The following is a 13353-nucleotide window of genomic DNA, read 5'->3' on the forward strand; positions in this document are numbered from 1 at the left end:
AGGTAACGCGCACGGGGGAAGGCGAGATGGCCGTTGGCGTCGCGGCCGTCCAGGAAACGCGTGACCGAAGCGCCGCCCCCTTCATCACCCTGGGTGCCAGGGTCGCCGCCGGGCAGACCCTGCTGCTGATCGAGGCGATGAAGACCTTCAACCAGATCAAGGCCCCCAAGGCCGGCACCGTGACCCGTATCCTGGTCGAGAGCGGTTCGCCGGTCGAGTATGGCGAGCCGCTGGTGGTGGTCGAGTAAGGACAGCCCCTGATGTTCAAGAAGGTGCTGATCGCCAATCGCGGCGAGATCGCGCTGCGCGTCCACCGCGCCTGCCAGGAGATGGGCATCCGCACCGTGGCCGTGCATTCCACGGCGGATGCCACCGCCATGCATGTGCGCCTGGCGGATGAGAGCGTGTGCATCGGCCCGCCCGCCGCGCGCGACAGCTACCTGAACGTGGCGGCCATCCTCTCGGCGGCCAGCATCACCGGGGCGGATGCCATCCATCCCGGCTATGGCTTCCTCTCCGAGAACGCCAATTTCGCGGAGATGGTGGAGGCGCACGGCTTCACCTTCATCGGCCCCACCGCCGAGCATATCCGCATGATGGGCGACAAGATCGCCGCCAAGCAGGCGATGAAGTCGCTCGGCGTGCCGCTGGTCCCCGGCAGCGATGGCGAGCTGGCGAGCCTCGACGAGGCGCGCGCGGTGGCCGAGCGCATCCTCTACCCGGTGCTGATCAAGGCCGCCGCCGGCGGCGGCGGGCGCGGCATGAAGGTGGCGCACTCGGCCGATGAGCTGGAAGAAGCCTGGCGCGTCGCCCGCACCGAGGCCAAGGCCGCCTTCGGCAATGACGCCGTCTACATGGAGAAGTACCTGGACCGGCCGCGCCATATCGAGCTGCAGGTCCTGGCCGACACCCATGGCCATGTCGTCCACTTCGGCGAGCGCGACTGCTCCCTCCAGCGCCGCCACCAGAAGCTGGTGGAGGAGGCCGGCAGCCCGGCCCTGACGGCGGCCGAGCGCGACGCGCTGGGCGCGCAGGTGACGGCGGGCCTCTCGAAGCTCGGCTACCGCAATGCCGGCACGCTGGAATTCCTCTGGCAGGACGGGCAGTTCGCCTTCATCGAGATGAACACCCGCCTCCAGGTCGAGCATCCGGTGACCGAGATGGTCTGTGGCATCGACCTGGTGAAGGAGCAGCTGCGCGTCGCCGCCGGGGAGAAGCTGGGCTACACCCAGTCCGACATTTCCTTCAGTGGCCATGCCATCGAGTGCCGCATCACGGCGGAGGACCCGGAGAGCTTCGCGCCCTCCCCCGGCCGGGTGAACACCTATCACGCGCCGGGCGGGCTGGGCGTGCGGGTGGATAGCGCGCTCTACTCCGGCTACGCCGTGCCGCCGCACTATGACAGCCTGGTGGCCAAGCTGGTGGTGCATGGCAAGACCCGCGCCGAGGCTATCGCCCGCATGCGCCGCGCCCTGGCGGAGATGGTGGTGGATGGCATCCGCACCACCCTGCCCCTGCACCAGCGGATCATGGAGGACGCCCAGTTCCAGTCGGGCGACTACACCATCCACTGGCTGGAGCGCTTCGTCGGCCTGAAGGGCTGACGCGCGGGGAGGAGGCCAGGGGGAGGAGTGGGGGGGCAGGCGCGCCGTCCGCCATCCAGCCATGCGACATACGCATGCAGAGGCGCGGGCGGCGGGACCAGATAAGCCCCAACCTCTGCCCCTTACCGGCCCTGCCCCTCACCCGGGCGGGGCCGCCCGGTCCGGGCGCCGCGGGCCACCCGCCGCCTTCCGGCGCGGCGGGCCGGCGCGCCGCCCCGGCCGGGCAGCCCCGCCGGCATCGTGGCAGGCCTGCCACTATCTCTTCATCATTTTGCTATTCCTGAACCGCAGCCTGTCGCCATGCCTGCCGTTTGTCGTGACAGGACTGCCGGCCCCATATCTCTCGGGAACGCCTGATGAACGGCCTGACCCCCATGCAGCCTCCCGCCGAGCCGATGCACAGCGCAGCCCTGCCCCCGGTGGTGACGCCGCGCGCGCGGCGCTGGGCCATGCTGCGCCCCTGGCTGCTGCTGGGCGCGGGGGCGGTCATGGCCGCCCTGGCGCTGCTGGCGCTGCACGGCCTGTCGCACGAGCTGGACTATGCCACCGTCATGGCCGGCCTCTCCGGGCGCAGCCCCTGGGTGCTGGCGGCGGCGCTCGGCGCCACGGCGCTCAGCTTCGCCGGCATGATGGGCTACGACCTTTCCGCCCTGCGCCATGTGGCGCCGGGGGCGGTGCCGCGGCGCATCGCCATGCTGGCGGCCTTCTGCGGCTTCGCCCTCAGCAACACGGTGGGGGTGGGCGCCTTCACCGGCGCCGCGGTGCGCTGGCGCATCTACGCCGCCGCCGGGCTGAAGCCGGAATCCATCACCCGGCTGCTGGTCTTCGTCACCGCCAGCTTCATCATCGGCCTCTTCGCCTGCGGCGCGCTCGGCCTGCTCGCCACCGCCGAGTCGGTGGATGACTGGTCCGGCCTGCCGCCCTGGGCCCTGCGCGGCATCGCCCTGCTGGTCCTGGGCGCGCTGGGCGGCCTCGTGCTGCTCGGGCGGCTGCGGCCGGGGGGCGTGCGCATCGGCCGCTACGCGCTGCGCGTGCCCTCCTCCCGCATGCTGGTCTTCCAGGGGCTTGTCTCGGTGCTCGACATCGGCGCCGCCGCCACCGTGCTCTGGGTGCTGCTGCCCGAGGGCGCGGTGGACCTGCCCTTCTTCATGGCGCTCTATGCCGTGGCCATCGCCATCGGCGCGGCCAGCCATCTGCCGGGCGGCATCGGCGTCTTCGAGGCGGTGGTCCTCCTCGCCTTCCGCGACACCGGCGTGTCGCTGGACGAGGTGGCCTCGGCCCTGGTGCTCTACCGGCTGATCTACTTCGCCCTGCCGCTCTGCCTCGCGCTGCTGCTGCTGGCGGGGTTCGAGGTCAGCCGCCGGGCGCATCTGCTCCAGGGCGGCACGCGCGCCGTGCGCTCCGCCACCCGGCTGATGCCGCGCTTCCTCGGCGCCACCGCCTTCGCCGCCGGCACGGCGCTGCTCTTCGGCGGCGTCACCCCGCCGGCGGGGGATGTGCCCTGGCTGCTCGCCCCCGCCCTGCCGCTGCCGCTCTTCGAGGCCAGCCACCTCATCGCCAGCGTGGGCGGTCTGCTGCTGCTCTTCGTCGCCCATGGGCTGCTGCACCGGCTGGATGGCGCCTGGTGGCTGGCCCTGGTGCTGGCGCTGGGCGGCCTCGTGCTCACCATCGCGCGCGGCGGCGGCGAGCTGGAGCTGGGCCTGCTCTCCCTCCTCGCCATCGCCCTGCTGGCCTCGCGTGAGCGTTTCGACCGCCGCGCCCGCATGATGGTGCCGAGCTTCACCCCCGGCTGGTGGCTGGCCGTGGCAGGCGTGGTCGGCGCCGCCACCTGGCTGCTCTTCTTCGCCCATCGCGACGTGGAATATTCCCGCCATCTCTGGTGGGAGTTCGAGCTGGACGCCTCCGCCCCGCGTGGCATGCGGGCGACGCTCGGCGTGGTGCTCTCCCTCTTCGCCGCCGGGCTCTGGGCGCTGATGCGGCCGGCGCGCAGCGCCGTGCGCCCGGCCACGCCCGAGGAACTGGCCCGCGCCACCGCCATCACCGCCGGGCAGGAGCGCGCCGATGCCAACCTCGTCCGCATGGGGGACAAGGCGCTGCTCTTCAGCGAGCAGGGGGATGCCTTCGTCATGTATGGCCGGCGCGGCCGGTCCTGGATCGCGCTGTCCGACCCCGTCGGGCCGAAGGCGCGGCGGGCGGACATGGTGTGGCGCTTCGTCGAGCTGGCCGATGCCCAGGGCGGGCGCGCCGCCTTCTACCAGGTGCGGCCGGAGAACCTGCCCTACTACATCGATGCCGGCCTCCAGCCGCTGAAGCTGGGCGAGGCGGCGCGCGTGCCGCTGGAGGTGTTCAGCCTCACCGGCAAGTCCCGCCAGCCGCTGCGCAGCGCCCTCAACCGCGCCGAGCGCGAGGGGCTGACCTTCGAATGGGTGCCGCCCGATCAGGTGCTGCCCCTGCTGCCGGAGCTGAAGGAAATCTCCGATCTGTGGCTGGCGCAGCACCGGGCCCGGGAAAAAGCCTTCTCCCTCGGCGCCTTCGAGCCGGCCTATGTCGCCGCCCAGCCCATCGCCGTGGTGCGCGGGCCGGAAGGGCGCATCCTGGCCTTCGCCACCATCCTCGACACGCCCGAGCGGCATGCGGACATGTCCATCGACCTGATGCGCCACCGCCCGGTGACGCCGCCCGGCACGATGGACTTCCTCTTCCTCAAGCTCATCCTGCGCGCCAAGGACCAGGGCTATGCCTGGTTCGACCTCGGCATGGCGCCGCTCTCCGGCCTCGCCGCGCACCGGCTGGCGCCCACCTGGTACCGCCTCGGCGGGCTGCTCTTCCGGCGGGGGGAGCGTTTCTACAATTTCCGCGGGCTGCGCGCCTTCAAGGACAAGTTCGAACCCGTCTGGGAGCCCCGCTACCTCTGCACACCCGGCGGGCTGGACCCCTGGGTGGTGCTGGCCGATGTCGCGGCGCTCCAGGCCGGCGGGCTGCGTGGCGTGATTGGGAAGTAAGCGATTGAGGGGAAAGGGCGGGGGAAGGAATTCCCCCGCACCCCCCTTCTTCTTTCTTTCAGGGCCGGGCGCCGCTGGCGCCCGGCGCAGACGGGACCGGATCGCATGAACAGGCGTGGGTTGCTCGGCGCCCTGGCGGGCAGCGTGCTGGCACAGCCGGCACTGGCACAACGCGATACCTCCACCTGGCTGGTGGAGATGAACCCCCGCCAGAAGAAAGGGGAGACCTTCGCCATCATCCTCTCCGGGGATGGGGGGTGGCGCGATCTCGACCGGCAGATCGGGCGCTTCATGCGCGACCGCGGCGTGCCGGTGCTGGGCTTCGACTGCCTGAACTGGTTCTGGAAGCGCCGCTCGCCCGAGGAAGTGGCGGCGGAGCTGGACCGCGTCATCGCCCTCTATGCCGCCAAGTGGCAGATGCCGAAGGTGGCGCTGGTGGGCTATTCCTTCGGCGCCGATGTGCTGCCCTTCGCCTGGAACCGGATGAAGGCGGAGAGCAGGGAGCGCGTCGCCCTCATCAGCCTGCTGGCCTTCGCCAGGGATGCCGCCTTCGAGATCAAGGTGGGGGATTTCATCGGCCTCAGCCGGCCGAGCGCCCTGCCCACGGCGCCCGAGATCCCCGGCCTGCCGCTGGAGAAGGTGCAATGCGTCTATGGCTCGGAGGAGGAGAAGGAAACCGCCTGCCTCAGCCTCGCCAGCCCGCCGGCGCAGATCATCCGCCTCAAGGGCGGGCACCATTTCGACGAGAATTATCCCGCCCTGGCCGAGCGCATCCTGGCGCGCTTCCCGCCCGCCGGGTCATGATGCGGCGCATGTCGCGCCGCCCGCTGGAGATCACCCCCGAGCTTCTGTTGCGCGCCTACCGCGCCGGCCTCTTTCCCATGGCCGAGTCGCGGGAGGGCCGCCGCCTCTACTGGCTGGACCCGGAGCTGCGCGGCATCCTGCCGCTGGAGGGCTTCCACCTGCCGCGCCGCCTCCTGCGCACCGTGCTGAACGGCCCCTATACGGTGACGGTGGACCGCGCCTTCCCCGCCGTCATCGCCGGCTGTGCCGCCCCCGCGCCGGGCCGCGAGGATTCCTGGATCAACCCGGAGATCGAAACCCTCTTCACCACCCTTTTCGCGATGGGCCACGGCCATTCGGTCGAGACCTGGCAGGAGGGGGAGCTGGTGGGTGGCCTCTATGGCGTGGCGCTGGGCGGGGCCTTTTTCGGCGAGAGCATGTTCAGCCGTGCCCGCGATGCCTCCAAGGTGGCGCTGGTGCATCTGGTGGCGCGGCTGCGGTTGGGCGGGTTCTCGCTGCTGGACACGCAGTTCATCACCACACACCTGTCACAGTTCGGCGCGACGGAGATCCCTCGCGCCGCCTACAAGCAGCGCCTGGCCGAGGCGATGACGGAGGACGCCCTGTGGCTCCCCGAGCCCGCGGATCTGGACGACGCCATCCGCGCGCTGCGCCGGGCGGAGTGAAGCGTCCCGCCGCGCCGGGGGGCGGCGGCAGCCTGAAGGCGGGGTCCGGGGTGGCCCTGCCACCCCGGAGTCTTTCTTTCTGTTTCTCTCTCAGTTCCTGGCTGGCGTTTCCCAGAACACGTCCTGCTCCGGGATGGGCAGTTCCTCCAGTTCGGCGAGGAAGCTTTCCGCCCAGCGCGTGGCGGTCTGTTCCTCCAGCCCGCGCATCATGCTGTCCCAGCGCTCCCGCCGCTCAGCCAGGGGCATTTTCAGGGCCCGGTCCAGCTGTTCGGCGACGGCCTCGGCATCCAGCGGATTGACGAGCAGGGCGCCCTCCATGCTTTCCGCCGCGCCGGCGAAGCTGGAGAGCACGAGCACGCCGGGGTCATCCGGGTCCTGCGCCGCGACGTATTCCTTGGCGACGAGGTTCATCCCGTCCCGCAGGGGCGTCACGAGCCCGACCCGCGCGGCGCGGTAGAAGCCCGCCAGGGTATCGCGCGCCACGGCGCGGGCGACGTAGCGCACCGGCGTCCAGTCGAACTCGGCATAGTCGCCATTGATCCGCCCGGCGAGCTGGTCGAGCTCCCGCCGCAGGTTGCGGTAGCTCGCCACCTCGTTGCGGCTGCGCGCGGCGACCTGGAGGTAGGTCACCTTGTTCAGATGCTCGGGGAAGCGGGCGAGCAGGGCGGCGAAGCCGCGCATGCGGTGGGGCAGGCCCTTGGTGTAGTCCAGCCGCTCCGCGCCGACGATCAGCGAGCGCCCGCCCAGGCTGGCGGCGAGGCGCTGCGTCTCCGGCCCATAGGCGGCCTTGCGCGCCAGGGTGGCGAAGCCGCGGGTGTCGATGCCGATGGGGTGGGCGGAAAGCTGGGCGCGCCGCATCTGCCCGGCCACCTCGCCGCGCACGCCGCCGGTGGCATCCGGCACTAGGCCCAGCCCGTCCTGGAAGCAGTTGAGCATCCCGGAGAGGTCGCGCCGCGTCTGCACGCCGATCAGGTCATAGGCCAGCAGGTCGCGCAGCAGGCGCTCCGCATCCGGCAGGGCGGAGAGCACGGCCCAGGGCGGGAAGGGAATATGGAGGAAGAAGCCGATGCGCTGCTTCGCCCCCAGGGCGCGCAGCTCGGCCGCCATCGGGATCAGCTGGTAGTCATGGATCCAGATGGTGTCCTCCGGCCCCAGCAGCGGCAGCAGGGCCTGGGCGAAGTCGCGGTTGACCTTGCGGTAGGAGGCGGCCTCGCGCCGGTCATACTCCATCAGCCCGAGGCGGAAATGGAAGAGCGGCCAGAGGGTGTTGTTCGAGTAGCCGGCGTAGAAGCCCTTCAGATCGGCCTCGGAGAGGTCGATGGTCGCGTAGTCGATGCCGGCGGAGCGCTGCCGGCGCGGCTCCAGCGTGGCCCCCGCGCGCGTCTCGGGCCTGGTCTCGGGCCGGGTCTCGCCGGACCAGCCGAACCACAACCCGCCGCTGGCCTTCAGCATATCCTTCAGCGCCACGGCCAGGCCACCCGCCGCCGGCTCCCCGCGCCGCGGCACCGCGACGCGGTTGGAGACGACGACTACCCGCCCCACAGACCGTGCTCCCACGAACGGCTCAGGCGCATCGCCGACAGGATCAGCCCAACATGGGAATAGGTCTGAGGAAAATTCCCCCAGAGCTGATTCCGGATCGGGTCCAAATCTTCCGCCAACAGCCCCAGGTGATTCCGGCACGACAGGATGCTCCCGAACATGGTGCGCGCCTCCTCGACACGGCCGGCGGCCGCGAGCGCGTCCACGTACCAGAACGAGCAGACCAGGAAGGCGGTTTCCGGCTTCCCGAAATCGTCAGCCATGTCGTAGCGGTAGATGAAGCCGCCATGCAGCAGCCGCCGGCCGATGGTGTCGAGCGTGCCGAGGAAGCGCGGATCGGTGGCGGGGAGGAAGCCGATCTCGGGCAGCAGCAGCAGGGCGGCGTCCATGCCGTCGCTCTCGAAGCTCTCAACGAAGCTGCCGAGATGCGGGCGGAAAGCTTTCTCGCAGATCACCGCGTGCAGCTCCCGCGCTGCCTTCGCCCAGCGCTCGGCGCGGTCCGGCAGGCCGAGATGGCGGGCGATGCCGGCCAGCCGCGCCATCCCCGCCCAGCACATGGCGGCGGAGAAGGTGTGGATGCGCGCCCGCCCGCGATATTCCCAGATGCCGGCATCGGGGGTGAGGGCGCGCGCCTCCGCCTGCTCGCCCAGCGTCTCCAGCAGGCGGAAGAGCGGCTCGCCGGCCGGGCGCGGCAGGCGCTGGTCGAAGAACATCTGCGCCGCCGCCATGATGACGGAGCCATAGACGTCGTTCTGCACCTGCTCCGCCGCCTGGTTGCCGACGCGCACCGGCCCCATGCCGAGGAAGCCCGGCAAAGCGGGCTCGATCCGCTCCGTCATCGGCAGGGAGGGGACGAGCGGGTAGCAGGGCTTCAGCACCCCGCCCGGCGAGAGCGCCACCACATTGGTGACGTAGCGGATATACTCCTCCATCGTGCGCGTGGCGCCGAGGCGGTTCAGCGCCTGCACAGTGAAGAGCGCGTCGCGCAGCCAGCAATAGCGGTAGTCCCAGTTGCGCTGGGTGAAGGGCGCCTCCGGGAGGGAGGTGGTCAGCGCCGCCACCACCGCGCCCGTCTCCTCGAAGGTGCAGAGCTTGAGGGTGATGGCGGCGCGGATCACCGCCTCCTGCCATTCGAAGGGCAGGTGCAGGCCGCGCGTCCAGTCCAGCCACCACGCCTCGGTCTCGCGCAGGAAGTCCTGGCCGATGGCCTCCGCCCCTTCCGGCACCGTCTCGTCCGGCCCGAGGATGAGGGTGACGGGCTGGTCGAGCAGGAAGGGCGCCTCCTCCGCCAGGCAGGCCAGCGGCGCATCGGTGGTGACGCGCAGCGCCGCGTCGTCGGTGAAATAGCGGAGGTGGTTGGAGCCGGCGCGGCGCACCGGCCGGTCCTGCCCCCAATGGGCGCGCGGGCGGATGCGCAGGCGGATCAGCGGCTGGCCGGAGAGCGGCTCGATCCGCCGCACCAGCATGGGCGGGCGGAAGGCGCGGCCGAAGCGGCGGAAGCGCGGCGCCGCGTCGGTGATGCGGATGCGGTTGCCCTGGCCGTCGGAGAGTTCGGTTTCCAGCAGGGCGGTGTTGCGGCGGTAGGCCTGCCGGCTTTCGGTGCAGCCCAGCAGCTCGCATTCCATGAAGCCGTCCTGCGGCTCCTCCCCGCCGAGCAGGGCGGAGAAGACCGGGTCCCCGTCCAGCCGCGGCCAGCAGAGCCAGGAGCAGCGGCCGCGCCGGTCGAACAGCCCGGCGATGATGCCATTGCCCACGGGGGCGAGGTCGAGCGGCTGCGGCCCGGCGGGAGGCAGGCGGGGCGGGGAGAAGCCGCCGGGCGCCGCCGGCGTGGCGGGGCTCATGCGGCCAGCCGCCCGGCCAGGCCCTCCAGCCAGCCATGCACGGCCGAGGGGCCGGGGAAATCGGTGGGGATGCGGTAGCCCGTGCCCCCGAGCTCGGCGCAGGCGTCGATGCCGAACTGGTCCGTCACGTCATCGCCGATGAAAATCGGCTGCCGCCCGGCGAAAGGCGCGTGGCGCATCAGCCAGCGCACGGCGCTGCCCTTGTCCAGCCCATGCGGGCGAAGCTCGGCGGCGGCATGGGCGGGCATCACCTGGAACGCCGTGCCCGCGGCCATGGCCTGGAGGAAGGCCGCCGCCGCCGGGCCGCGCTCCGGCACGGCGCGGAAATGCAGGACGAAGCCGTATTTCTTCGGCTCGAAGAGCAGGCCATGCGCCGCCGCATAGGCCGCGGCCTGCTCGCGCCAGGCCTGCGGCGGCGTGGGCGGCGGCGGCATCGGCGGAATCACCGCCCCGGGCAGCAGGGAAGCATCCACGATGGTGCCATGCTCGGCGGCGAAGGCGATCGGCGGGGATTGCGTCAGGTCCCGCGCCACCTCCAGGCCGCGCCCGGTGACAATCGCCACCGCGCCCCCCAGGCGATCCGCCAGCCGCGCCAGCAGGCCAGGGAGGAAGGGGGGCACCACCACCGCGTCCGGGCGCGGGGCGATCTCGATCAGCGTCCCGTCCAGGTCCAGGAACAGGGCGGCATTCAGGGCAGGAATCGGTGGGATCGGCATGCCCGGAAAGATAGGCCGCAGGCAGCAGGGCTGTAGAGGGCGGCGCGGCGCCAGGGGCATCACAAGACGGCAAGAGGCTGAAAAGGCTGGGGGAATGAATTCCCCCAGACCCCCATCTTTTTTCTGTCAGGGGGCGTCCTCGCCCTGGCGGAAGGGGGAGGCCTCGGCCAGGGCGGCCATGTCGGCCAGGATCGCGGGGCGCTCGGCGGCCAGGAAATCAGCCACGGCACGGCGCAGGCCGCGATGCTCGATCCAATGCGCCGAGTAGGTGGGGACCGGGAGGTAACCGCGCTGGATCTTGTGCTGGCCCTGCGCGCCCGCCTCCACCCGCTTCAGGCCATGGGCGATGGCGAAGTCGATGGCCTGATAATAGCACAGCTCGAAATGCAGGAAGGGCGCCTCCACCGCGGCACCCCAGTTGCGGCCATAGAGCGTGTCGCGGCCCATCAGGTTCAGGGCGCCGGCCACGGGTTCGCCCGCCTGCTCGGCCACCATCAGCACCACCCGGTCGCCCAGGCGCTCGGCCAGCAGGGGCCAGAAGCTGCCGGTCAGGTAGGCGCTGCCCCATTTGCGGTCCACCGTGTCGAGGTAGAAGCGGTGGAAGGCCGCCCAGTGGCGCGGCGTGATCTCCGCCCCGCGCAGCACGCGGAAGGTGAGCCCGGCGGATTGGGCATCCCGCCGCTCCCGCCGCAGCTGCTTGCGCTTGCGGCTGGAGAGCGCGCCCAGGAAATCCTCGAAACTGCCATAGCCGGCATTGGTCCAATGAAACTGCGTGCCGAGGCGTTGCAGCCACCCGGCCTCGCCCAGCGCCGCCCATTCCGCCTCGCCGCAGAAGGTGACATGGGCGGAGGACAGGCCCAGTTGCCCCGCCGCCTGGGCGATGGCCTGGGCCAGCGCCGCCACCGGCAGCCCGACCTCCGGGTTCACCAGCAGGCGCGGCCCCGGCACCGGGCTGAAGGGCACCGCCACCTGGAGCTTGGGGTAATACCGCCCGCCCGCGCGCTCAAAGGCATCCGCCCAGCCATGGTCGAAGACATATTCGCCATAGGAATGGCTCTTGGCATAGGCCGGCGCCACGGCGGCCAGCCGCCCCGCCCCATCCCGCAGGGCGATGTGCTGCGGCAGCCAGCCGGTGCGCGGGCTGGCCGAGCCACTCTCCTCCAGCGCCGACAGAAAGGCGTGGCTGACGAAGGGGTTATCCCCCCCCGCGCAGGCATCCCAGGCGCCCGCCGGAATCTCCGCGATGGCGCGATGCAGCTGGAGCGTCAGGTCATGCTGGCTCATGGTCCAACATGTGTTGCTTCTCCGCACGTCCGCAACTTTTTTTACCAACACTGCCTCGACCAAATTTTGGTTTGAATTTTAAAAAATTATATTTAAAATCCCCTCATTTGAAATAATGAGGTCTTAAATGAAGAGAATTTCAATTATGTTTTCTGTATTAGATAAATTAATAAAATTCAAATCCGTGATTGCCATTGTTTTGCCTACTGGGTCTTTTTCTTTTATATTAGCGTATTTTTCTAAAAATTTATCTATAATAAATAATTATGGCTACATTGGTTGGATTTTTGTGGGGATTTTTACATTTTTAATTATGTCTATTTCGATTTTTATTTCTGTATTTTCTTATAAAAATATTTTACACATTCAATTTTCCAGAAAATTTCTTTACAATTCTGACAATATAAACCCACTACATCACCAATTTGACATGAAAAGAATCTCAGTCACTACGATTGCCCACCCTATGGAAGGAACAATAAAAAACAAAACATTTACAAAATGTGAATTAATTGGCCCAGCAAATATACTATTAACAGGAGGCGGAATTTTAACAGGAACTTCGTTTTTTAATTGCGATCTTGTTGTATTAAATGATTCTTCCGAAATATTTAATGCTTATTTGATGCAAAATTGCTCAATAATAGATTGTTCTATATATAAATGCACTCTAATGCTTTATAAAAGTGACTATGAAAAGGTAAAAAATGGAATTCCACCCAAGATGGTTATAAATTTAGCATAGAAATTGTTTTTATTAAAAAATGATTTTATTTCGATTTTTATTGAAATGCTAATCTCTTACCACCCCCTTTCCCCGGAGCGGCGCCCGCGCCACATTCCGGCACATGGCGGAGAGCATCGAAATCACGATCAACGGGGAAGCCCGTGTCATCCGGCAACCGGCGACGGTGGCCGACCTGCTGGCCACGCTGAGCCTGGACACGCGCAAGGTGGCGGTCGAGCGCAATCTGGAGATCGTGCCGCGCTCGGCCTATGGCGCGACGGCGCTGGCGGCGGGCGACACGCTGGAAATCGTCCACTTCATTGGCGGGGGCTGAACCCATGGACGGCGACACTCTTTCGACCCACGGCCTGCTGGATGATGCGTGGGAGGTGGCGGGCCACCGCTTCCGCTCGCGCCTCGTGGTCGGCACCGGGCGCTACAAGTCGCTGGAGGAGACGGCCGCGGCCATCGAGGCCAGCGGGGCGGAGATGGTGACGGTCGCGGTGCGGCGGGTGAACCTCTCGGACCCCAATGCGCCGATGCTGCAGGATTTCGTCGATCCGAAGCGCTACACCTACCTGCCCAACACCGCCGGCTGCCACACGGCGCAGGATGCGGTGCGCACCCTGCGACTGGCGCGCGAGGCCGGCGGCTGGAATCTGGTGAAGCTGGAGGTGCTGGGCCCGCCGCCCTTCCTCTACCCGGACATGCCGGCCACCTTCGAGGCGGCGGCGGCGCTGATCAAGGACGGCTTCCAGGTCATGGTCTACTGCGCCGATGACCCGCTGGCGGCGAAGCGGCTGGAGGAGATGGGCTGTGTCGCCGTCATGCCGCTGGGCGCGCCGATCGGCTCCGGCCTGGGCCTGACCAACCCCTTCATGCTGCGCTCGATCATCGAGAACGCGAAGGTGCCGGTGCTGGTGGATGCCGGCATCGGCACGGCGAGCGAGGCGGCGCAGGCGATGGAACTGGGCTGTGACGCCGTGCTGCTGAACTCCGCCATCGCCCATGCGCGGGAGCCGGTGCGCATGGCGCGCGCCATGAAGGCGGCGGTGGAGGCCGGGCGGCATGCCTATCTGGCCGGGCGGATGCCACGCAACTATGTGGCGGACCCGTCCAGCCCGCTCGCCTCGGGGCTGATCCGCTGAGAAGCTCTTGAGAGGGGCTT

At 68.7% G+C, this 13353-nt stretch carries 12 protein-coding genes; 8 read left to right on the forward strand and 4 right to left on the reverse strand.

Annotated elements, in window-relative coordinates:
* The 5 genes from NON00_RS14665 to aat form a co-directional block, all read left to right on the forward strand.
* The coding region (locus NON00_RS14665; protein ID WP_305123364.1) for an acetyl-CoA carboxylase biotin carboxyl carrier protein subunit at positions 1-248 on the forward strand (248 nt) is incomplete at its 5' end.
* A gap of 12 nt (positions 249-260) precedes the next feature.
* Positions 261-1604, forward strand: a complete 1344-nt coding sequence (gene accC, locus NON00_RS14670) for an acetyl-CoA carboxylase biotin carboxylase subunit (RefSeq protein WP_256022384.1) — start codon at positions 261-263, stop codon at positions 1602-1604.
* A 356-nt stretch (positions 1605-1960) separates the two neighbouring features.
* Entirely contained in the window at positions 1961-4606 is a 2646-nt protein-coding gene (gene mprF, locus NON00_RS14675) for a bifunctional lysylphosphatidylglycerol flippase/synthetase MprF (RefSeq protein WP_256022385.1), read from the forward strand.
* A 105-nt stretch (positions 4607-4711) separates the two neighbouring features.
* A complete protein-coding gene (locus tag NON00_RS14680; protein WP_256022386.1) occupies positions 4712-5410 on the forward strand; it encodes a virulence factor family protein in 699 nt (232 codons plus the stop codon).
* Positions 5411-5418: 8 nt separating this feature from the next.
* Positions 5419-6075, forward strand: a complete 657-nt coding sequence (gene aat / locus NON00_RS14685) for a leucyl/phenylalanyl-tRNA--protein transferase (RefSeq protein ID WP_256022387.1) — start codon at positions 5419-5421, stop codon at positions 6073-6075.
* Between the two features lie 90 nt (positions 6076-6165).
* On the opposite strand, the gene NON00_RS14690 is transcribed toward aat, so the two are convergent.
* The 4 genes from NON00_RS14690 to NON00_RS14705 form a co-directional block, all read right to left on the reverse strand.
* The gene (locus tag NON00_RS14690; protein ID WP_256022442.1) at positions 6166-7617 is read right to left on the reverse strand and encodes a trehalose-6-phosphate synthase; all 1452 of its coding nucleotides are present in this window, start codon (positions 7615-7617) and stop codon (positions 6166-6168) included.
* Positions 7605-9458 (reverse strand): glycoside hydrolase family 15 protein, encoded by a 1854-nt coding sequence (locus NON00_RS14695; RefSeq protein WP_256022388.1) that lies wholly within the window; start codon positions 9456-9458, stop codon positions 7605-7607. Before NON00_RS14695 ends, NON00_RS14690 begins: the two co-directional genes overlap by 13 nt.
* Positions 9455-10174, reverse strand: coding sequence for a trehalose-phosphatase (gene otsB / locus NON00_RS14700; protein WP_256022389.1), 720 nt, complete (start codon positions 10172-10174; stop codon positions 9455-9457). Before otsB ends, NON00_RS14695 begins: the two co-directional genes overlap by 4 nt.
* A gap of 126 nt (positions 10175-10300) precedes the next feature.
* Entirely contained in the window at positions 10301-11458 is a 1158-nt protein-coding gene (locus tag NON00_RS14705) for a GNAT family N-acetyltransferase (protein ID WP_256022390.1), read from the reverse strand.
* Positions 11459-11642: 184 nt separating this feature from the next.
* Here NON00_RS14705 and NON00_RS14710 point away from each other — a divergent pair, with 184 nt between their 5' ends.
* From NON00_RS14710 to NON00_RS14720, 3 genes are all read left to right on the forward strand, one after another.
* The gene (locus NON00_RS14710; protein WP_256022391.1) at positions 11643-12203 is read left to right on the forward strand and encodes a hypothetical protein; all 561 of its coding nucleotides are present in this window, start codon (positions 11643-11645) and stop codon (positions 12201-12203) included.
* A 103-nt stretch (positions 12204-12306) separates the two neighbouring features.
* A complete protein-coding gene (thiS, locus tag NON00_RS14715) occupies positions 12307-12519 on the forward strand; it encodes a sulfur carrier protein ThiS (protein WP_256022392.1) in 213 nt (70 codons plus the stop codon).
* 4 nt (positions 12520-12523) lie between these two features.
* On the forward strand, positions 12524-13333 hold the full coding sequence (locus NON00_RS14720; protein ID WP_256022393.1) for a thiazole synthase: 810 nt from the start codon (positions 12524-12526) through the stop codon (positions 13331-13333).
* The last annotated feature ends 20 nt before the right edge of the window (positions 13334-13353 follow it).

Source organism: Roseomonas sp. GC11 (assembly GCF_024437745.1).
GTDB lineage: Bacteria > Pseudomonadota > Alphaproteobacteria > Acetobacterales > Acetobacteraceae > Pseudoroseomonas.

What these genes read in the sequence shown, in the direction of transcription:
- NON00_RS14720 (WP_256022393.1), top strand. Translation starts at nt 12,524, where the DNA reads ATGGACGGCGACACTCTTTCGACCCACGGCCTGCTGGATGATGCGTGG.
- NON00_RS14705 (WP_256022390.1), bottom strand. Translation starts at nt 11,458, where the DNA reads ATGAGCCAGCATGACCTGACGCTCCAGCTGCATCGCGCCATCGCGGAG.
- otsB (WP_256022389.1), bottom strand. Translation starts at nt 10,174, where the DNA reads ATGCCGATCCCACCGATTCCTGCCCTGAATGCCGCCCTGTTCCTGGAC.
- NON00_RS14695 (WP_256022388.1), bottom strand. Translation starts at nt 9,458, where the DNA reads ATGAGCCCCGCCACGCCGGCGGCGCCCGGCGGCTTCTCCCCGCCCCGC.
- accC (WP_256022384.1), top strand. Translation starts at nt 261, where the DNA reads ATGTTCAAGAAGGTGCTGATCGCCAATCGCGGCGAGATCGCGCTGCGC.
- mprF (WP_256022385.1), top strand. Translation starts at nt 1,961, where the DNA reads ATGAACGGCCTGACCCCCATGCAGCCTCCCGCCGAGCCGATGCACAGC.
- aat (WP_256022387.1), top strand. Translation starts at nt 5,419, where the DNA reads ATGTCGCGCCGCCCGCTGGAGATCACCCCCGAGCTTCTGTTGCGCGCC.
- thiS (WP_256022392.1), top strand. Translation starts at nt 12,307, where the DNA reads ATGGCGGAGAGCATCGAAATCACGATCAACGGGGAAGCCCGTGTCATC.
- NON00_RS14680 (WP_256022386.1), top strand. Translation starts at nt 4,712, where the DNA reads ATGAACAGGCGTGGGTTGCTCGGCGCCCTGGCGGGCAGCGTGCTGGCA.